Here is a 20,458-nt window from a genome sequence, read left to right as displayed (position 1 = left end):
ACCTCAGACGGGAGGAGTGGCGGGCAATTCCGCGGGCGGGCTGTCCGCCGCCATCGCCGCAAAGGCCCGCGCGGCCGGCGACAGGTCGTGGCGGGCGCGGGTGTACTGCAGGAATCGGCGGCGGCTGGCGGCCCCCTCGAAGGGCAGGAAGACGATGCCGAAGACCGGCGCGAAGATCGCCGCATAGGCCGGGGCGACGGTCACGTAATCCTCGTGCCCGATGATGGCGAGGGCGCTCATCATGCCCTGCACGCGCATGTCGCCGGCCCGCAGGGCGGTGCCATGGCCCAGCAGCGAGCGGTGCAGCACCTCGCTGAACTCGTTCGAATAGGTGATCCAGCGGGCCCGCTCGACCTGTCCCATGTCGACCTGTCCCATGTCGGGCTGACCTGCTTTGGCGCCATTGGCACTCCGGGCCGGCCGGGCCAGCGCCGCCCCCTGCCGCGCGACGAGCTGCATCGGCACCTCCCAGAGCGGTTCGGCCGCCACCCCGGTGGGCAGGTGCCGCTCGGGCCCGATGCCGATCTCGGCCTCGCCCTCGGCCACGCTGTCGGCCACGGTATCGCCGGCGGCCTCGACGATGGAGACCTCGACATCGGGATAGAGCGCCCGGAAGGTGCCCAGCACCGGCGGCAGCCAGCAGCAACCCAACATCTGCGGCACCGCCAGGCGCAGGTGGCCGCGCTGCAGCGAGCGCAGGTCGGCGGCGGCGTCGGTGATGTTGTCGAGATCCTCCAGCACCCGCAGCACCGTGGGCCGGATCTGGCTGCCGAACTCGGTCAGCTGCGCGCCCCGTCCGGTGCGCTCGAAGAGGGTGACGCGCAGCTCGGTCTCGAACTGCCGGATCAGCATCGAGACGGCGGATTGCGTCAGGCCCAGCGCCTCGGCCGCGCCGGTGAAACTGGCCGCATCGGCCACCGCGCGGAAGGCCCTAAGCTGACGGAGGGATACGGACATCAGGAAACCTTATGGATTATTAAATTCATTTCATTTGTATTATTTCCCGGCGCCCGGAACAATTCCCCGGAACGAACAATCAGAAGACCGGGACGGGAATGCATATCGGAATTATCGGCACGGGCATCGTCGGCGCGGCCACCGCGGGGTGGCTGATGCGGGACGGGCACAGGGTGACCTTCATCGACCCGAAGGAGGCCGGCGAGGCCTGTTCCTTTGGCAATGCCGGGTCGCTGTCGCCCACTGCCGTGCTGCCGGTGGCGATGCCGGGCATGTGGAAAAAGGTGCCGAAATGGCTGCTTGATCCGGATGGGCCGCTGGTGATCCGCAGCCATTACATTCCCACCGTGCTGCCCTGGCTGATGCAGTTCCTGCGACATGCCAACGAGCGCGAGGTAACGCGAATCGCCACGGCCATGCGCGACCTGCTGGTGCCGGTCTTCGATGCCTATACGCCCCTGCTGCAGCGGGCGGGGGCGATGTCGCTGATGCGGCAGAACGGCTGCCTCTATGTCTATTCCACCCGGGAAATGGCGCAAAAATGGGCATGGGGCGCCAATCTGCGCCGCAGCCTGGGCGTCGAGATGCAGGAGCTGGAGGGCGAGGCGCTCTTCGAGATCGAGCCCGACCTGCGCGGCTCCTTCGGCTTTGGACAGTTCGCCCCCGAGAACGGATCGACCCCGGATCCCTCGGCGCTGGTCAAGGCGATCTATGGCCAGGCGCTGGCCGATGGCGCCACCCACCTGCGCGCGCGGGTCACCGGATTTCGTCGCAGCGGTGGCCGCGTCGATGCGGTGATCACCGATACCGCGGGCGAGGTTGCCGTGGACGGCGTGGTGGTGGCCGCGGGCGCATGGTCCGGCGTGCTGAGCCGCGAACTCGGCACGAAGGTGCCGCTGGAGAGCCAGCGCGGCTATCACGTGACGGTGCACGAGCCGGGCATCAGCCTCAGCCGCAACGTCATGGCGGTGGAGCAGAACATCATGTGCAACCCGATGTCGATGGGCCTGCGCCTGGCCGGCACGGTCGAGCTGGCGGGCCTGAAGGCCGCACCGAACTATGCCCGCGCCGAGGCGCTGCTGAACGTCGGCCGCAAGATGTTTCCGACGATGAACGCCGATCCGCACGACGTCTGGATGGGCCACAGGCCCTGCATGCCGGATTCCATGCCGGTGATCGGCCAGGCGCCGGGCGTCGAGAATGCCTGGCTGGGCTTTGGCCACGGCCACGTGGGCATGTGCGGCGGCGCCACCACCGGCCGCGAGCTGGCCAACCTGATCGGCGGCCGCGCGCCGGAGATCGACCTGACACCCTTTGCTCCCGACCGGTTCACCCGGGCCGGACGGGCCCGACAACAGGCCGCCTGAGCGCGGCCCTCCGGCCTCTCTCGCGGGAGCGTCGATGACGAAAAGGGCCCCCGCCACAGGGGGCCCCAAGACCAGAGGCCCGGCAAACGGGCACATCCGACAAGAAGGCCCGTCAAGGGCCACCTGACCAACAGTATGGAGACCCCAAATGAGCAAGCTTCCCAAGCGCACGTTCCTCTCCGGCCTCGCCGGCCTGGCCGTCGCCGCAGCCGCCAGCCTGAGCAGCGCCCCCGCCGCCCTGGCAGAGGGCACCTTTCCCGACAAGCCGATCACCATCGTCGTGCCCTTCCCGCCGGGCGGCTCGACCGACCTGCTGGCGCGCAAGATCGGCGAGAGCATGCAGGCCAGCCTGGGCCAGCCCGTGGTGGTGGAAAACCGCGGCGGCGCCGGCGGCACCGTGGGCGCCAACTACGTCGCGAAATCCGATCCCGACGGCTATACCCTGCTGATGGGCGTGACCGGATCGAACGCGATCAGCGCCGCCCTGCGCGACGACCTGCCCTATGATCCGGTGACCGATTTCGACCCGGTCAGCATCGTGATCTCCTCGCCGCTGGTTCTGGTGGTGAAGGCCGACAGCGATTTCAAGTCGGTCGAGGATGTCATCACATATGCCAAGGAAAACCCCGACACCTTCACCCATGGCACGCCGGGCGTCGGCACCTCGATGCACATGGCCGGAGAGCTCTTTGCGCTGAAGAGCGGCACCAAGCTGGTGCATGTGCCCTACAAGGGCAGCGCCGCGGCCCTGCAGGACCTGCTGGGCGGCCGGATCGACGCCATGTTCGGCGATATCCTGGTGACCTCGGAATACATCAACTCGGGCGACCTGCGGCCGCTGGGCGTGACCGGCACCCAGGAACACTTCCTGCTGAAGGGCGTGCCGACCATCGCCGACGCCGGCCTGCCCGGCTATGCCGCCTTCTCCTGGCAGGGCCTCTTTGCCCCCGCCGGCACCCCCGAGGACGTGCTCGACACGCTCTATGGCGCCGTCAGCGACGCGCTGACCACCGAGGACCTGCAGACGCTCTTCCGCGAGCGCGGCTTCCTGGTGGAGGGCATGGACCCGGGCGCCTCCAAGACGTTCATCGCCGACGAAGTGGCGAAATGGACCGAGGTTGTGGACGCGGCCGGCCTGAAGAACTGAGCCGGCGCCAGCCGCAGAGACAGCCCCCGCCCCCGCTCGCATTTCACCGGCTTCGTCCCGACAGACGGCAGTTGATGCAGGCGGCGGCCGGGGGCTCCCCGGCTCCGGGACCCCGCCCCGGAGCCGGCCTGAGCTTTCAGCCTTCCGCCCTCCACACCACCGAACCGGACCGCTCCCTTGCAGAAACATCCCCTGATCCCCTACCTGCCCGGCGCCGTCGTGGTGCTGGCCGGGATCGCCATCGCCCTGGTTGCTGCCAGCTATCCGCTGGGTACGCTGCTGCGCCCGGGGCCGGGCTTCTTCCCGATCGTCATCGCCGTCACCCTGTCGCTTCTGGGCCTCGGCGTGCTCTATGAAACCTGGGCCGCCCGCGGCACGCCGCTGCCGCAGATGGAGCCCTTTGCCTGGCGCGCGGTGATCTGCACCTGTGCCGGCGTTCTGATCTTTGCCCTGACGGTCGAACGCCTGGGCTACATCCCCGCCTCCTGCCTGCTGATCGGCATCACCGCCCTGGCCGAGCCGGGGCCGAACTGGCGCGCGCTGCTGCTGGTGGCGCTGTTCATGTCGGTCTTCGGCACGCTGATCTTCATCCTCGGGCTCGGCCTGCCCATCAGCGCCTTCGGAGCAAGCTGATGGACCTGATGCACGGAATTGAAATCGGGCTGCAAACCGCCTTTACCTGGCACGCGCTGATGTACTGCTTCATCGGCGTCTCGGTCGGCACCTTCGTGGGCGTGCTGCCCGGCATCGGGGCGCTGGCCGCGATCTCGCTGGCGCTGCCGCTGACCTATTACCTCGATCCCACCGATGCGCTGATCATGCTGGCGGGCATCTTCTATGGCGCGCAATACGGCGGCTCGACCGCCTCGATCCTGCTGAACCTGCCCGGCACCGCCACCGCCGCGATCACCTGCCTCGACGGCTATCCGCTGGCGAAACAGGGCAAGGCGCCGCTGGCCATCTTCGTGACCGCGATCAACAGTTTTGTCGGCTCGACCATCGCCATCATCCTGGTGATGGGCTTTGCCCCGGTGATCGCGCAATTCGCGCTGGAATTCGGCGCGGCGGAATATTTCTCGGTGATCCTCCTGGGCCTCGTCGCGGCCTCGACGATGACGCTCGGCTCGCCCTTCAAGGCGCTGGCCATGGTGGTCTTCGGCCTGGCGCTCGGCATGGTGGGCACGGATGTGAACACCGGGCAGTTCCGCTTCACCTTCGGGATGTTCGAGCTGGCCGACGGGTTCTCCGTGGTGGCGCTGGCCATGGGCCTGTTCGGCGTGGCCGAGATCATCGCCAATATCGGCCAGCCCGCCGGCGTGATGCAGGACGTGGGCAAGATCCGCTTCCGCGACATGCTGCCCACGCGCGCCGAGTGGAAGACGATCACCTGGCCCACCCTGCGCGGCGCCGGCATCGGCAGCTTCGTGGGCGCCCTGCCCGGCACCGGGCCGGGCATCGCCTCGCTGATGGCCTATGCCACCGAGAAACGTCTGTCGAAGACGCCCGAGCGCTTCGGCAAGGGCGCGCTGGAGGGGATCTCGGCCCCCGAGGCCGCCAACAATGCCAGCGTTCAGGCCGCCTTCATCCCCACCCTCAGCCTCGGGATTCCGGGCGATGCGGTGGTGGCGGTGCTGATGGGCGCGATGATCCTGCACGGCATCACCCCGGGCCCGAACCTGATCAACGAGCAGCCGCAGATGTTCTGGGGGCTGATCATGAGCTTCTGGGTCGGCAACCTGCTGCTGCTGGTGCTGAACATCCCGCTGATCGGCTGGTGGGTGAAGCTGCTGAGCGTGCCCTACCGGCTGCTCTATCCCTGCGTGCTGATCTTCATCTGCCTGGGCGTCTATTCCGCCGACAACAACGTCTTCGACATCTTCGTGGTGCTGGGCTTCGGCGTGCTGGGCTACCTGATGCGGCGCACCGGGTTTCCGGCCACGCCGGTGCTGCTCGGCTTCATCCTCGGCCCGATGCTGGAGGAGAACTTCCGCCGCGCGATGCTCTTGTCGAAGGGCGACCTGATGGTGTTCTTCGAAAGCCCGATCAGCGCGATCTTCATGGGGCTCAGCCTGCTCTTCATCGCCTCGGTCTTCCTGCCGGGGCTGAGGGCACGGCTGTCGAAAAGGGCGCCGGTTTTCAGCGAGGACGACGATTGATCCCCGTCACGTCCTCGCTGAGGGGGGGCCCGCGGTTCACGCCGCGGGCCTTTTCAGTTCAGGCCCAAAATGTTCAGGTCTCTGGCGTGCCGTATCCCGCCCCGCCCGAGCTTTCGATCACCAGGATGTCGCCCCGGTCGAGCGTCACCGCAGAGCGCGCGGTCAATTCGATGCGCTCTCCGTCCCTGCGGATGACCCTGGCCGCCGAGCCCACCGGCGAGCCGCCGCCCCGCGCGCCCTTGGCCACCCGGGCGAAACGCTCGCCCCGGATCGAGGCCGCCACGCCGTCGGTCAGCGCCTCGTAGACGCGCCGCACCCCGTCGCCGCCGCGATACCGTCCCGCCCCGCCGCTGCCCGGCCGGCACCCGGCCGAGAGCAGGCGCATCGGCACCAGCGATTCCAGCGACTCGGCCGAGATGTTCATCGCATTGCCCACATCGGTGGAAATGCCCGGCGCGCCATCCGCATGGGGCCCGCCCCCGGCGCCGCCCGCCACGATCTCGGTGGACAGGAAGGGCTGGCCCGCGTCATCCGTGCCGGAAAAGGCGATGACATAGGACATGCCGGAATTGGCCGCGGGCATGCGCTCGGCATCCGCCTCGGCCAGCGCCTGCAGCACCGCCGAGGTGATGCAGCGCACCATGTTCATCCGCGCGTTCACCGCCGCCGGCAGGCTGGCGTTGACCACGCTCGCCTCGGGCAGGCGCAGCTCGATCCGGCGCAGGATGCCGCCGTTGCGCAGCGCGGTATCGCCCACCAGCGTCAGCAGCCCATAGAAGACCGCCGAGAGCGGGCCGGAGCGCACGCAGTTCACCGGCGCCTTCACCTGGGGCGAGGAGCCGTCGAAATCGGCGATCAGCCGGCCTTCCTCCAGGGCGATGGCCACATGGGCCTCGCAGGGGCCCAGCTCGGCCACCGGGTCGAGCGCATCCATGCCGCGGAAAGGGCCCGCCGGCAGGGCGCGCAGGCGCTCGGCGGTTTCCTCCTCGGCGCGGTCCAGCAGCGTCTCGACCGAGTGCAGGAAATGCGAGGGCTCCAGGTCCTGCGCGATGCGGCGCAGCCCGTGGGCGGCGCTGCGCCCGGCGGCAAGCTGGGTTTCCAGATCGCCCATCACCACGTCGGGCGCGCGCGAGGCAAAGCGCACCAGCCGCTCGAACTCGGCGCTGAAGCCGCCGGCGGATCCGGCCCGCATCGGCGGGATGCGCAGCCCCTCGTGATAGATCTCGGTGGCATCGGGCGGAACCGAGCCGGGCCGCGTGCCGCCGATGTCCTGATGGTGCAGCAGGCTCGCCGTCATGGCGATCAGCGTGTCACCCTCGAACACCGGCTGAACCACGGCAATATCGGGCAGATGCGTGCCGCCCGAAAAGGGATCATTTGTGACGAAGATATCGCCCGCCACCATCTCCTCTGCGGGATAGGCGCGCAGGATCGCCCCCACCGCGCCGGGCAGCGCGCCCAGCAGCAGCGGGATCGCCTCGGCCAACGCCAGCAGCTCGCCGCGCGCGGTAAAGAGCGCACAGGAGGCATCGGCCCCCTCGCGCACCACGGGCGAGACGGCAACGCGCAGCAGGGTCTGCTGCATGCCCTCGGCCAGCCCGTCGAGGCGCAGTTGCAGAATCGAGAGGGGATCGTTCATGACGCGCTCCTTTCCAGCACATAGGCGTGATCGGTGACGCCGAGGGCCCAGCCCTCGGGGCACCAGATCGCGCCGGCCTCGGTGGCGATCAGCCCGGCGGTATCGGGCGCGGCAGCGGCCATGGCGGGCACCGGCGTCAGGGCATCGCGGTGCACCGTCAGGGAAAAGAGATGCCCCGGCCCCGGCGGCGCGATGCCGAACTCGGCGCGGAAATCGCGGGCAAAGGCCGCGGCAATCCCGGCGCCGCTCTCCGGGCGCGAGGTCAGCACCATCTGCATCGCATGCATCTGCGGGCGCGCGGCCAGCGACAGCGTATAGACCGGCGCGGCCTCGCCCCGGGTTTCGGCCTCGAGCCCGTCGAGCAGCGCGCCGAGCGCCTCTGCCGTCACCTCGGGCAGGGCCCTGTCGACGCGGGCCGTGGCCTCGCTGCGGCGGGGCGCCTGCATCAGGCCCAGGGCGCCCGCGGCCCCCGGTGCGCGCGGCAGCAGCACCCGGGGCAGGTCCATGGCGGCGGCGATATCGGCAGCGAGCAGCGCGCCGCTGCCGCCCATCACGGCAAGCGTCGCGCGGCTCGGGTCGATGTTGCGGCGGGTGGCATAGCGGGTGAGCGCATAGGCCATGCGGTCGGCGGCGGCAGAGACGACCTGTTCGGGGGCGAGATCACTTGTCCATTCGGCACCGTCCGGAATGCGCCCCAGCGCGGCAAGCGCATCGTCGAGGCGCGGCGCCTGCGCGTCGGTCGCATCAAAGGTCAGGCCACGGGCGCCCGGCTGCACCCGGCGCAACCCGCCAAGCGCGATGCTGTCGATATCGGTGCAGGCCTCGCGCAGGGGCACGCCGGCCAGCAGCCCGGCCTCGGCCATGCCCGGCTGGCCGGCGCGGGCGCGGGTGATATCGGCAGAGAGCGAGCCGATGTCGGCCGCGATCACTGTCTCCTCCGTGAGACCGGCGGCGGCACGGGCGGCGGCGGCCGGCGCCCCGGAGAGCAGGATCGCCCGGTGGGCCGATACGGCAGCGTCCGGCACCAGCACGCCACGGCCATCGCCCCAGAGCAGCTCTCCGGTGAAACCGTCGCCCGCGAGGGTCTCGCGCAATTTGGCAAGGGCGCCATCCATGCAGGCGGCAAGCCAGGCATCGGTCAGCACCGAGACGGTGCGCTCGTATTCGCGCGGCGCCGGATCGACCACATGCGAGAGGCTGATCGAGAGGCCCGGCAGCGCCGCACGCAGCGCCCCGGCCAGCGCCAGTTCGTGGGCCGGGTTCACATGGGCAAAGAGCAGGCAGAGCGCGACCGAGCGGATGCCCCGGGCACGCAGGGCGGCAATGGCGGCGTCGATATCGGCGGGGTCGAGGGGGGCCAGTTCGTCGCCATTCGCGGCAAGCCGCCCGCCGACCTCTTGAATGTCCGACGGGCCGACGAGGAAGGCCGGCGCCGGGGATTTCGCCACCGGATCATAGAGCGCAGCGCGGTTCTGACGGCCGAGCCGCAGGGTATCGGCAAAGCCACGGGTGGTGATCAGCGCCACTGGCTGGGGCGCGCGGGCCAGCAGGGCATTGAGCGGCGCGGTGGTCACCAGGCGCAGCTCGCTCAGGGCGCCGGCGGTGAGGCCCATATCGGCGAGGCCCGCCATCAGGTCACCGGTCAGGTCGCCGGTCACGGGGCGTTTCAGCAGGCGCAGGCCGGTGTCGTCCCAGGCCGAGAAATCGGCGAAACGGGCACCGAAGTCGACGGCAAGGCGGGTCATGCCATGGGCTCCGCTTCTGGCTCCGCATCAGGCCCCAAATCAGGCCCCAAATCAGGCCCCGAATCAGGCCATGTCACCCCCCAGGGCGCATCGAGGGTGAGGAACTCGGTGTCGATCGCCGGGTCGCCCTTCTTCCACATGAAGGAGGAGAAACAGGTGGGCCGGTCCAGCGCCGCGATGCCGTGATGCCAGAGGCCCGGCGCATAGGTCACCACGTCGAGCGGGCCGGCCACGAAGGCCAGCGGCGCGCCCTGCGGCCCCTCGGGCCAGACCACGACCAGCCAGCGGGACGCGTTCATCGGGCTGAACATCTGCGACGAGAAGATGTGCCGCTCGATCACCCGCGCCTCGAGCATGCCGACCTCGGGCGGCACCTCGTAGAAATCCAGTTTGCCATCGGGCGAGACCGGCTGATGGTCAAAGGCGGTGTCGCTCTTCGACAGGCGCACGGCGCCGCCGCGGATCTGCTTCACGTCGCCAAGGCCGGGCCGCGCCACGTGGCCGAAGGGAGCGAAGGCCTCGGGCGTGAGGGGCTGTGCCACGATCCTGCGGCCGGCGGGGATATCTGTCATTGTCTGGTCCTGGGTCTTGCTCAATTCGTATCCGTATGGCGCCTAGTGCAGCACGCCCGCGATCTGGCCGGCATAGCGCTGCAGCACCTCGGTGACGGCGGCGTGGCGCTCGGGCGGCAGTTCGCTCGGCGGCTCGGAGAGGCCGAGCGCCGCCTGGCTCGCGCCCATCCGCCCGATGGGCACGGAGATGCCCGTGGCGCCGGCCTCGAACTCGCCGTTCACGATGCTCACGCCGCTGTCGCGGATCTCGGCCACCAGCGCCGCGATCCGGTCGCGGTCCATCTCGGTCTCGGCGGTGAACCGCTCCAGGGGGGCGCTCTCCAGCATGTCCTCGGCCCAGTCCGCCTCGCCCCAGGCCAGCAGCATCCGCCCCATGGCGGTACTGAGCAGCGGCAGGCGGCTGCCGACAGTGAACCCCAGGGTATACCGGGTGTTCTGCTGCGCGCTCTGCGCCACGTAGACCGCGGCATTGCCGTCGCGCATGGCCAGGCCGACGCTGTAGCCGAGCTCGCGCCCGCACATTTCGAGGAGCGGCTGCACCAGCCGCCCGAACTGGTTGCCGCGCAGGAAGCCGCCACCCAGCACCAGCACATGCGGCGTCAGGGAATAGCGGTTCTCGTCCTTGCGCACATATCCCATGTGCACCAGCGTCAGCACCAGGCGGCGCACCACGGCGCGCTCGATCCCGGTGCGGCGGGCGATCTCGGCCAGGGTCAGGCTGTTGTGGTCTTCATCGAAGGCCCGGAAAACGGTCATCCCCTTCAGAAAGGTCAGCGAAATGTCCTTCGTCGGGATCTCTGTCTGCACCTGCGGCCTCGTCCTTTGCGGCTGTCGCAATCCATGTTCAGAATATGAGCGACGTTCAGAATGTGAGCAGTCGATACATTTTTCCCGGGGCAAGGGAAGAGTGCCGCGGGGAATCCATTGACCCGTTCACAACTCCGTGCACGGTTTGATGCATTATCGCACAAATGAAACAAAAAGAAACTGTGCGTCTCGCTTCACCTCAGCCATCCGCAACAGGGAGACTGGATAGCATGTTGAAAACGATCGCCCTCACGGGCGCAATGGCGCTCGGCCTGGCCGCGCCGCTCCAGGCCAAGGACACCGTGCGCTTCGCACATTTCATGTCCGCCAACAGCTGGCAGGACCAGAAGATCTTTGATGACTGGGCCGCCGCCGTCGAGGCAGAGGCCGGGGACGGCGTCATCGACGTCCAGGTCTTTCCCGCCCAGACCCTGGGCAAGGCAGCCGCGGGCTACGACAACGCCGTGAACGGCATCGCCGACATCGCCTGGACCGTGCAGGGCTATACCGCCGGGCGCTTCCCGCTCAGCCAGATCATGGAGCTGCCGGGCCTCTTCGAGACCGGGGCCGTGGGCTCCTGCGCCTTCCAGAAACTCTATGACAGCGGCGCGCTCGACGAGGAATACGAGGACACCCACGTGATCTTCGTGCACACCCATGATCCGGGGCACCTGCACACCGCCGACACGCCGGTGCGCACGCTCGAGGACCTCAAGGGCCTGAAGCTGCGCCGCCCCACCACCGTGGTGGGCAACCTGCTGACGGAACTGGGCGCCGAGCCGGTGGGCATGCCCGCCCCCAACACCTATGAATCCCTTCAGCGCGGCGCCATCGACGGCTACATGCTGCCCTGGGAGAGCGTCGACAGCTTCCGCCTCGACGAGCTGACCGATTACCACACGCTCTTCGGCTTCTACGCGCTGGCCTTCGTCGCCACGATGAACAAGGCCAAGTACGAGGCCCTCTCGCCGGAGGCAAAGAAAGCCATCGACGACAACACCGGCATGAAATGGGCCGTGACCGCCGGCCAGGGCTATGACGATGCCGGCGCCGAGACCCTCGCCCGCCTGCGCGAAACCTCCACCGTGATCGAGCTCGATCCGGAAGAGCGCGCCAAGTGGGACGCCGTGGCCCAGAAGGCCTCTGCAGACTATATCGCCGAGCTCGACGCCGAGGGCCTGCCCGGCACCGAGACCTACGAGGCGGTCAAGGGCTATGTCGCGGAATGCAAGTCCGAGCTGAACCCCAGCTGACCAGACCTGACCCGATCTAACCTGACGGGGCGGGCCCTGACGGTCCGCCCCCTCCCCCAAGCTTTCGGACAGCCTCATGCCAACCAGAGCCCTTTGCCGCCTGGCCGACCGGGTCGAGACCGCCTGCCTCCTGCTGGCCTCGGCCGCGCTGGCCTACCTGTTGTTCACGGTCGCCTTCAATGTCGCCGCGCGCATCGTCTTCGATGCCACCGACACCGCCCTGAACCTGATGATCCCGGGCGCCATCGAACAGGCCTCCTACCTGCTGGGCGTCATCGCGCTCGCCGCGCTGGCCGCCTCGATGAAGAGCGGCATGATCGCGGTCGACATCGTGACCGGGCGCTTTCCGAAACCGGTGCAGAACGTGATCTCGCGCCTCTGGTACATCGGCATCCTGGCCTTTGCCCTGACCCTCGCCTGGCTCTTCTGGCAAGAGACGCTCGCCACCTTCGGCCGCGGCGAGGAAACCCAGGACCTGCGCCTGCCGATGTTCCTGATCTACGGCCTCTATACCCTCGAATCCCTGGCCCTCGCCGTCGTCGCCCTGCGTGAGGCGCTGATCCATGCCGGCCAGCACGCGGAGCTTTCCTGATGACGCCCCTCCTCGTCGGCTATACCTCGATCGCCGTTCTTTTCGTGATCGTCCTGCTGGGCTGCCCGATCGGGCTGGCCATGATCACCGTGGGCTTCGCCGGCTTTGCCGCCATCATCGGCCTGGCCCCGGCGCTCAGCGTGCTGAAAACCGCCAGCTTCGAGACCGTCACAAATTATTCCTACACGCTGATCCCGCTGTTCCTGCTGATGGGCAACCTGATCTCGCGCTCGGGCGTGGCCGCCGACCTGTTCCGCGGCTCTCAGATGCTGACGCGCGGCTGGGCCGGGGGCCTCGCCGCCGCCGGCGTGACGGCCAGCGCGATCTTCTCCACCGTCTCGGGCTCCTCCCTCGCCACCGCCTCGACGATGACGCGCGTGGCCCTGCCGGAAATGCGCGCCCATGGCTATGACCTGCGCCTTGCCACCGGCTCGCTCGCCGCGGGCGGCACCCTGGGCATCCTGATCCCGCCGTCGATCGCGCTCATGCTCTATGCGCTGATCACCGAGCAATCGGTGGGCACGATGTTCCTGGCCGGCATCCTGCCGGGCGTGCTGGCCTATGTGCTCTACATGATCACCATCCTGATCATGGCGCGCATCTGGCGCCCCGATCCCGCGCTGATCGAAACCGGGGCCGGGAAAGAGGAGGTCGAGCAGTCCCCCGCCCGCCGCTTCGAGACCCTGCGCCTCTTTGCGCCCTCGCTGGTGCTCTTCGGCCTGGTGATGGGCGGGCTCTACGGCAATTTCTTCACCCCCACCGAGGCCGGCGGCGTGGGCGCGGCCCTTGCGCTGATCTTTGCCCTTGTCCGCCGCATCCCGCGGCAGGAGCTGATCGCCGCCTTTGCCGAGACGATCGTGACCACCGGCACGATCTTCCTGATCCTGATCGGCGCCGAGGTCTTCGGCTTCGTGCTCTCCACCTCCCAGCTTTCCTATGCGCTGGTCAGTTTCCTCACCGACAACGGCTTTGCGCCCTGGCAGGTGATGGCCGGCATCCTGATCTTCTACGTGGTGCTGGGCTGTTTCATGGAGAGCCTGGCGATGATCCTGCTGACGGTGCCGATCTTCTTTCCGGTGATCGAGGCCAATGGCTTCGATCCGATCTGGTTCGGCGTCATCGCCGTGGTGACGGTGGAGCTGGGCCTGATCACCCCGCCGGTGGGCATGAACCTCTTCATGGTGAAAAGCGCCTCGCCCGCCACGCCGCTGGGCAAGATCATGACCGGGGTGATTCCCTTCGTCGTCACCGACCTGGTGCGGCTGGGCATCCTGCTGGCCTTCCCGGCGATTTCCCTGCTGCTCACCGGGCGCCTCTAGCGCCCGGCCCCCTCGCCCCGCCCCGGAACTGATCCCGAAATGGGCGTTCGTGGCCCGGCCGGGCTGCAGACGGGCCCAAAAGCGGCCAAAGGGGCATCACGGTCATTTCTTTATTTCACCACTTGGGCGATAATACACCAAAGTCGGCAGAGCCGATGCCAGTGCAGCCCGATCCGCCAGAGGAGATCCCGCCCCATGATGAGCCAAAGCCTGAACGACAGCCTGACGCGTGTCGGCCCCGACAACGACGCCGGCAAGGTCCTGCGCTATTACTGGCAGCCCGCCGCGCTGGCCGAGGAACTGAACCAGAAACGCCCCGTGGTGCCCGTCCGCCTGCTCGGCGAGGATCTGGTGCTGTTCCGCGACGAGGACAACAAGCTGGGCCTGATCCAGCGCCACTGCCCGCACCGCGGCGCCGACATGTGCTTTGGCCGACTCGAGGACAACGGGTTGCGCTGCCCCTTCCACGGCTGGCACTTCAACCGCGACGGCCAGTGCGTGGAACAGCCCGCCGAGCCCGAGGGCTCGCGCATGCACGAGAAGATCCGCGCGCGCTCCTATCCCGTCGTCGAAAAGGCCGGCATCGTCTGGGCCTACATGGGCCCCGGCGAGGCCCCCGATTTCCCCGACTTCGACTGTTTCCGCGCCCCCGATGACCACGTCTTCGCCTTCAAGGGCCTGTGGGAATGCAACTGGCTGCAGGCCATGGAAGTGGGCATCGACCCCGCGCACGCCTCCTTCCTGCACCGCTTCCTGCAGGACGAGGACCCCAAGGACAGCTATGGCAAGCAGTTCCGCGACACCGCCGCGGATACCGAGATCCCGATGACCAAGCTGCTGCGCGACTACCCGCGGCCCGACGTCACCGCCGATGAAACCGACTTCGGCCTGAAAATCACCGCCCTGCGCCACATGGAGGATGGCCGCATCCACGTGCGCATCACCAACCAGATCTTCCCCGAGGCGATCTGCATCCCGATGTCGCGCGAGATGACGATCACCCAGTGGCACGTGCCGATCGATGACGAGAACTGCTACTGGTACTCGGTCTTCACCAGCTTCAACAACCCGGTGGACAAGGTGAAGATGCGCGAGCAGCGCATCAAGGAGCACCACCTGCCCTCCTATGCGCCGAAGAAGAACAAGGCCAACAACTATGGCTACAACCCTGAGGAGCAGGAAACCGAGACCTACACGGGCATGGGCATGGACATCAACGTGCACGACCAGTGGGCGGTGGAGAGCATGGGCGCCATCCAGGACCGGACCGACGAACATCTGGGCAAATCCGACGCCGCCATCATCCGCTATCGCCGGATGCTGCGCGCCGCCATTGCCGCGGTGAACGAAGGGCGCGAGAGTGAGCTGCCGATGCAGGGCGGCAGCCTCGGCCATATCCACGGGCCGATCTCGATCGATGCGATCGCCGGCGACGGCGATGTCGACAAGGCCTATCACACCGAGGATCTGGCCCGCCGCTCGAACTGCAGCTGGGACGCCATGATCAAGGCCGAAAAGGCCTGATCCACGGAACACCACATCATCGGCGGGCCCCCGGGTCCGCCGTTTTACGTTGAATGCCAGATTCCTTTGTCGCTCCCCGGTCGCCATGATGACCCCGACAAAGACCCAAAGGACCAAGCGAAATGACATCCGAATACCTCGATCGCATCAACAGCGGCCGGCTCGCCCGCGAAGGATTGCTCAGCCCCGATGCCGCCGAACAGGCCGCGGCCCTGCTGACCCGGCTGCAAGGCGAGGAGATCGAGACGGTGCGCGTGGTCTTTGCCGATCAGCACGGCCTGCTGCGCGGCAAGACGGTGACCGCGAAATCGCTGGAATCGGTCTTTCGCTCGGGGCTGAACCTGCCCGGCACGCTGCTGTTGAAGGACACCTCGAACCGCACCGTCTTTCCGATCTGGGATGGCGTCACCCCGGGGCTGATGGCCAACATGGCCGGTGCCCGCGACATGATGCTGGTGCCCGATCCCGCCACCTTCCGGGTGCTGCCCCATTCGCCGCATTCGGCCTGGATCTTCTGCGATCCGGTGGCCAGCGACGGCAGCCCGCTGATGTTCGCGCCGCGCCCGGTCCTGCGCCGCGCCATCGACCGGCTCTCGGGCCTTGGCTACAGCCTGACCGTGGGCCTCGAGGTGGAATTCCACGTCTTCGAGCGGGTCGAACAGGCGCTGGAGCACCACGAGACCGGCATGCCCGGTGCGGCGCCGCAAACCCGCCTGCTCGACCAGGGCTATCAGTACCTGGCCGAGAACACCTATGACCGGCTGGAGCCGGTGATGGACAAGCTGCGCCGCAACGCCGAGGCCCTCGGCCTGCCGGTGCGCTCGACCGAGGTCGAGATGGGCCCCTCGCAGTTCGAATTCACCTTCGAGCCCGCCGATCCCCTGACCCATGCCGACAACATGATCATGTTCCGCACCATGGTGAAGGAGGTCTGTGCCCGCGACGGGCTGCACGCCACCTTCATGTGCCGTCCGCAGGTGGCCAACAGCGCCTCCTCCGGCTGGCACCTGCACCAGTCGCTCTGCGATGCCGAGGGGCGCAATGTCTTCATTCCGCAGGCCGAGGGCGTGCTGCCGCGAGAGGCCAGCGCCTGGATCGCCGGCCTGCTGACCCATGCCGCCGAGAGCTGCCTGCTGACGACACCCACGGTCAACGGTTACAAGCGCTATCAGCCCTTCCAGCTCGCGCCCGACCGCATCGAATGGGGCGAGGACAACCGCGGTGCGATGATCCGTGCGCTGATGCGGGCCGGCGACGGCGCCAGCCGGATCGAGAACCGCGTGGCCGAGCCGGCCGCCAACCCCTATTTCTACTTCGCCTCGCAGATCCTGTCGGGCGCCGCCGGCCTAGAGGCCGGGCTCAGCGCCCCCGCCCCGGTCGAGACGCCCTACAACACCGACGCCCGCGCCCTGCCGCCCAGCCTGATCGCCGCCATCGAAAGCTTCGAGGAAGGCAGCCTCTACGCCGCGACCCTGGGGCAGGATTTCGTCGACTACATGTCGGTGATGAAGCGGGCGGAGTGGAAACGCTATCTCTCGACCGTCTCGGAATGGGAACAGCGCGAATACTTCGGGATCTTCTGAGATGCCCCATTTCATCATCGAGTATTTCACCGAAAACCCCGCGGCCTTCGATCGCCAGGCGGTACTGCAAACGGCGCTGGCCTGTGGTGCCGAGAGCGGCATCATGCAGCGCGAGGACATCAAGGTGCGCCTGCTGCCCGCCGAGGCGATCCTCTTCGGCGATGGCCGGCGCAGCTTCATCCACGTGACGATCTCGCTTCTCGCAGGGCGCAAGGATGCGGCCAAGCTGGCACTGGCGACCGAGTTGACGGGACGGTTGCGGGCGCTCTGTCCGCAGATCGAGGCGATCAGCGCCGATGTGCGCGACATGAACCCCGAGGCCTACAAGAAGTCGCTGGCGTGACAGGAAATCGCGGCCCCTGGCCGCGATGGCTCCGGTGGGCGTATTTTCCGGAAAGATGAAAAGGCGGCGGTGGGGCAGAAAAGTGTCGCTATCGCCTTGCACCTGCGCGGCGGGCGCGGTAGGTGGACGGACCGCCCGAAAGGGCGATTGTCGCGGGGTGGAGCAGCCCGGTAGCTCGTCAGGCTCATAACCTGAAGGTCGTAGGTTCAAATCCTACCCCCGCAACCAATCTTCCAGACAGATCAGCCATTTTCCCATCGGCCGGGCACGTCCCGGAACCGGACCTGTTTCGCATCCCGGCTCTCCGCACTGCCTGGGATCTTTCCGCGTGGCCTTCTCGCTGGTTGCGGGCAGATTTGCGGGATGCGGAGTTTCGCTTTTGCGGGGCCGGGGGAAGGGTGGCGTCGGCTTATGGGCGCTGGCGGTGTGCGGAGACTTGTTATGTCTGTGCGTTTATGCCGGGTCTGTGCGTTGATGCTGCATCGGGGTTCGGACCGACGTTATACCGCCGCAATACCGACGTGATACCGACGTTGGTTTCCGGTGATATCAGAGGGTTGCAAAACTGCACATCCAGGGGCGGCCTGGTCGGTTTCGGGCGTGTCGTGTCGTGTGTTTTGGCGATTTGCAGACAACAAAAAACCCCGCGACCAATTTGGCTGCGGGGTTTTTATTATTTGTCATCGTTGTCGGATTTTTACTAGGTCTGGCGGCGACTTACTCTCCCACGTCTTGAGACGCAGTACCATCAGCGCGACGGCACTTAACGGCTGGGTTCGGGATGGGACCAGGTGTTTTGCTCGTGCTATGACCACCAGACCGAGTAAAAATCCGACGAGAGATACCGATCATGTTGTCCATGATTTAGTTGATACACTGTTATGTGTGTATGCTTTTGATTTGGTAGGAGATTTCTGTCTACTACTGGATCAAATCAAGCCTATCGGGCCATTAGTACCGGTCAACTGAATGCATTGCTGCACTTACATCTCCGGCCTATCGACGTGGTGGTCTACCACGGCCCTCAGGGATACCTTGTTTTGAGGGGGGCTTCCCGCTTAGATGCCTTCAGCGGTTATCCTGTCCGAACATAGCTACCCAGCACTGCCGTTGGCACGACAACTGGTCCACCAGTGGTTCGTTCACCCCGGTCCTCTCGTACTAGGGGCAACTCCTCTCAAGTATCCTACACCCACGGCAGATAGGGACCGAACTGTCTCACGACGTTCTAAACCCAGCTCACGTACCTCTTTAAACGGCGAACAGCCGTACCCTTGGGACCTGCTCCAGCCCCAGGATGAGATGAGCCGACATCGAGGTGCCAAACACTGCCGTCGATATGGACTCTTGGGCAGTATCAGCCTGTTATCCCCGGCGTACCTTTTATCCGTTGAGCGATGGCCCTTCCACTCGGGACCACCGGATCACTATGGCCGTCTTTCGACTCTGCTCGACTTGTCAGTCTCGCAGTCAGGCTGGCTTCTGCCATTGCACTCAACGAGCGATTTCCGACCGCTCTGAGCCAACCTTCGCGCGCCTCCGTTACGCTTTAGGAGGCGACCGCCCCAGTCAAACTACCCGCCACACAGGGTCCCGGCACCGGATAACGGTGCGCGGTTAGACATCAAGCAGAACAAGGGTGGTATCTCAAGGGAGACTCCACAGGAACTGGCGTCCCTGCTTCGAAGTCTACCACCTATCCTGCACATGTTCGGCCTAATGCCAGTGTGAAGCTGTAGTAAAGGTGCACGGGGTCTTTCCGTCTAACCGCGGGAAGCCTGCATCTTGACAGGCAATTCAATTTCGCTGAGTCGATGTTGGAGACAGCGGGGAAGTCGTTACGCCATTCGTGCAGGTCGGAACTTACCCGACAAGGAATTTCGCTACCTTAGGACCGTTATAGTTACGGCCGCCGTTTACCTGGGCTTCAATTCGGAGCTTGCACCCCTCCTTTTAACCTTCAGGCACCGGGCAGGCGTCAGACCCTATACGTCGTCTTGCGACTTCGCAGAGCCCTGTGTTTTTAGTAAACAGTCGCCACCCCCTGGTTTGTGCCCCCGGCTCCAAGTTGCCTTGGAACCGGGCCTCCTTCTCGCGAACTTACGGAGGTATTTTGCCGAGTTCCTTCAACATCGTTCTCTCAAGCGCCTTGGTATTCTCTACCAGTCCACCTGTGTCGGTTTAGGGTACGATCTCATGTAGGGCTATTTCCAGGAACCTCTAAGCGGCCCACCCAATCCGATAAGGGTGAACAACCTTCGAGATCCGTCACGTCCTACTGGCTCAGGAATATTAACCTGATTCCCATCGACTACGCCTTTCGGCCTCGCCTTAGGGGTCGGCTTACCCTGCTCAGATTAGCTTTAAGCAGGAACCCTTGGACTTTCGGCGAGAGTGTCTCTCACACTCTTTGTCGCTACTCATGTCATCATTCTCGCTAGTGATCTCTCCACCGGATGGCTCACGCCCCGGCTTCACAGAAAGCTCCTTGCGTCCAATCCTTCCGAAGAAGGTAAGGACGCATGGAGCTATGTCACACTACGCTCCGCTACCATATGCTATGCATATCCTCAGCTTCGGCTCATGGCTTGAGCCCCGTTACATCTTCGCCGCAGGACGTCTTGATTAGACCAGTGAGCTGTTACGCTATCTTTAAAGGATGGCTGCTTCTAAGCCAACCTCCTGGTTGTTTTGGACATCCCACCTGCTTTCCCACTTAGCCATGAATTGGGGGCCTTAGCTGGAGGTCAGGGTTGTTTCCCTCTCCACTACGGACGTTAGCATCCGCAGTGTGTCTGCCATCTAGTACTCCCGGGTATTCGGAGTTTGGTTAGGATCAGTAAGCCTGTGGGGCCCCATTACCCATCCAGTGCTCTACCCCCCGGGGTATTCGGATGACGCTCTACCTAAATAGATTTCGCGGAGAACCAGCTATCTCCGAGTTTGATTGGCCTTTCACCCCTAGGCACAACTCATCCCGACCTTTTTCAACAGGTGTGGGTTCGGACCTCCAGTAAGTGTTACCTTACCTTCATCCTGGTCATGCCTAGATCACTCGGTTTCGGGTCTGATCCCACGAACTCGACGCCCTATTAAGACTCGCTTTCGCTGCGCCTACACCTATCGGCTTAAGCTTGCTCGTGAGACCAAGTCGATGACCCATTATACAAAAGGTACGCTGTCAGGCCGCAAGGGCCCTCCAACTGATTGTAGGCGTTCGGTTTCAGGTACTGTTTCACTCCCCTCGTCGGGGTGCTTTTCACCTTTCCCTCACGGTACTGGTTCGCTATCGGTCAGTAAGGAGTACTTAGCCTTCGAGGGTGGTCCCCCGATCTTCAGACAGGATTTCACGTGTCCCGCCCTACTTAATACGTCCTGTCATGCTTCATATACGGGACTGTCACCCACTATGGTTGGCCTTTCCAGACCATTCTATTCACACTCAAGGCTCGGC

15 protein-coding genes, 1 tRNA gene and 2 rRNA genes (1 of these 18 cut by a window edge) are annotated in these 20,458 nt (G+C 65.9%); 11 read left to right on the top strand and 7 right to left on the bottom strand.

What is annotated here, in order from left to right:
* Window positions 1-3: 3 nt before the first annotated feature.
* Window positions 4-957 (bottom strand): LysR family transcriptional regulator, encoded by a 954-nt coding sequence (locus AC0WR5_RS01115; RefSeq protein WP_475866179.1) that lies wholly within the window; start codon window positions 955-957, stop codon window positions 4-6.
* A gap of 98 nt (window positions 958-1,055) precedes the next feature.
* On the opposite strand from AC0WR5_RS01115, the gene AC0WR5_RS01110 reads away from it, so the two are divergent.
* The 4 genes from AC0WR5_RS01110 (at window position 1,056) to AC0WR5_RS01095 (ending at window position 5,627) form a co-directional block, all read left to right on the top strand.
* Window positions 1,056-2,324, top strand: coding sequence for an NAD(P)/FAD-dependent oxidoreductase (locus tag AC0WR5_RS01110; RefSeq protein WP_475866178.1), 1,269 nt, complete (start codon window positions 1,056-1,058; stop codon window positions 2,322-2,324).
* A 148-nt stretch (window positions 2,325-2,472) separates the two neighbouring features.
* Entirely contained in the window at window positions 2,473-3,471 is a 999-nt protein-coding gene (locus AC0WR5_RS01105) for a Bug family tripartite tricarboxylate transporter substrate binding protein (protein ID WP_475866176.1), read from the top strand.
* A gap of 177 nt (window positions 3,472-3,648) precedes the next feature.
* Complete coding sequence (locus AC0WR5_RS01100; protein ID WP_475866174.1) at window positions 3,649-4,104, top strand: tripartite tricarboxylate transporter TctB family protein; 456 nt, start codon at window positions 3,649-3,651, stop codon at window positions 4,102-4,104.
* Window positions 4,104-5,627 carry a tripartite tricarboxylate transporter permease gene (locus AC0WR5_RS01095; protein WP_475866173.1) on the top strand — a complete coding sequence of 508 codons (1,524 nt, stop codon included), beginning with the start codon at window positions 4,104-4,106 and terminating at the stop codon, window positions 5,625-5,627. Before AC0WR5_RS01100 ends, AC0WR5_RS01095 begins: the two co-directional genes overlap by 1 nt.
* A 73-nt stretch (window positions 5,628-5,700) precedes the next feature.
* Here AC0WR5_RS01095 and AC0WR5_RS01090 read toward each other — a convergent pair whose 3' ends face one another.
* From AC0WR5_RS01090 to AC0WR5_RS01075, 4 genes are read right to left on the bottom strand one after another with little or no spacing between them, the layout of a single operon-like run.
* Window positions 5,701-7,266 carry a hydantoinase B/oxoprolinase family protein gene (locus AC0WR5_RS01090; protein WP_475866171.1) on the bottom strand — a complete coding sequence of 522 codons (1,566 nt, stop codon included), beginning with the start codon at window positions 7,264-7,266 and terminating at the stop codon, window positions 5,701-5,703.
* On the bottom strand, window positions 7,263-9,011 hold the full coding sequence (locus AC0WR5_RS01085) for a hydantoinase/oxoprolinase N-terminal domain-containing protein (protein ID WP_475866170.1): 1,749 nt from the start codon (window positions 9,009-9,011) through the stop codon (window positions 7,263-7,265). The genes AC0WR5_RS01090 and AC0WR5_RS01085 overlap by 4 nt, the downstream gene beginning before the upstream one ends.
* Entirely contained in the window at window positions 9,008-9,583 is a 576-nt protein-coding gene (locus AC0WR5_RS01080; protein WP_475866168.1) for an ureidoglycolate lyase, read from the bottom strand. Before AC0WR5_RS01080 ends, AC0WR5_RS01085 begins: the two co-directional genes overlap by 4 nt.
* Before the next feature lie 42 nt (window positions 9,584-9,625).
* Entirely contained in the window at window positions 9,626-10,390 is a 765-nt protein-coding gene (locus AC0WR5_RS01075) for an IclR family transcriptional regulator (RefSeq protein WP_475866166.1), read from the bottom strand.
* A 230-nt stretch (window positions 10,391-10,620) separates the two neighbouring features.
* On the opposite strand from AC0WR5_RS01075, the gene AC0WR5_RS01070 reads away from it, so the two are divergent.
* The 7 genes from AC0WR5_RS01070 (at window position 10,621) to AC0WR5_RS01040 (ending at window position 17,232) form a co-directional block, all read left to right on the top strand.
* Window positions 10,621-11,643: a TRAP transporter substrate-binding protein gene (locus AC0WR5_RS01070; protein ID WP_475866165.1), complete on the top strand. Its 1,023-nt coding sequence runs from the start codon at window positions 10,621-10,623 to the stop codon at window positions 11,641-11,643.
* Window positions 11,644-11,719: 76 nt separating this feature from the next.
* Window positions 11,720-12,235 carry a TRAP transporter small permease gene (locus AC0WR5_RS01065; protein ID WP_475866164.1) on the top strand — a complete coding sequence of 172 codons (516 nt, stop codon included), beginning with the start codon at window positions 11,720-11,722 and terminating at the stop codon, window positions 12,233-12,235.
* Window positions 12,235-13,554 carry a TRAP transporter large permease gene (locus tag AC0WR5_RS01060; protein WP_475866162.1) on the top strand — a complete coding sequence of 440 codons (1,320 nt, stop codon included), beginning with the start codon at window positions 12,235-12,237 and terminating at the stop codon, window positions 13,552-13,554. The genes AC0WR5_RS01065 and AC0WR5_RS01060 overlap by 1 nt, the downstream gene beginning before the upstream one ends.
* Before the next feature lie 195 nt (window positions 13,555-13,749).
* Complete coding sequence (locus AC0WR5_RS01055; protein ID WP_475866160.1) at window positions 13,750-15,078, top strand: Rieske 2Fe-2S domain-containing protein; 1,329 nt, start codon at window positions 13,750-13,752, stop codon at window positions 15,076-15,078.
* A 122-nt stretch (window positions 15,079-15,200) separates the two neighbouring features.
* Window positions 15,201-16,661, top strand: coding sequence for a glutamine synthetase family protein (locus tag AC0WR5_RS01050; protein ID WP_475866158.1), 1,461 nt, complete (start codon window positions 15,201-15,203; stop codon window positions 16,659-16,661).
* 1 nt (window position 16,662) lies between these two features.
* Complete coding sequence (locus tag AC0WR5_RS01045) at window positions 16,663-17,004, top strand: 5-carboxymethyl-2-hydroxymuconate Delta-isomerase (RefSeq protein WP_475866156.1); 342 nt, start codon at window positions 16,663-16,665, stop codon at window positions 17,002-17,004.
* 151 nt (window positions 17,005-17,155) lie between these two features.
* Window positions 17,156-17,232 (top strand) — tRNA-Met (locus AC0WR5_RS01040).
* A gap of 476 nt (window positions 17,233-17,708) precedes the next feature.
* Here AC0WR5_RS01040 and rrf read toward each other — a convergent pair.
* Together rrf and AC0WR5_RS01030 are read right to left on the bottom strand one after the other, a co-directional pair.
* A 5S ribosomal RNA gene (rrf, locus tag AC0WR5_RS01035) occupies window positions 17,709-17,823 on the bottom strand.
* A 111-nt stretch (window positions 17,824-17,934) separates the two neighbouring features.
* A 23S ribosomal RNA gene (locus AC0WR5_RS01030) occupies window positions 17,935-20,458 on the bottom strand (it continues 304 nt past the right edge of the window).

Source organism: Pseudooceanicola sp. DL12 (assembly GCF_056270665.1).
The sequence above is the reverse complement of the archived record's forward strand: the minus strand, read 5'-3'. Positions and strand labels throughout refer to the sequence as shown.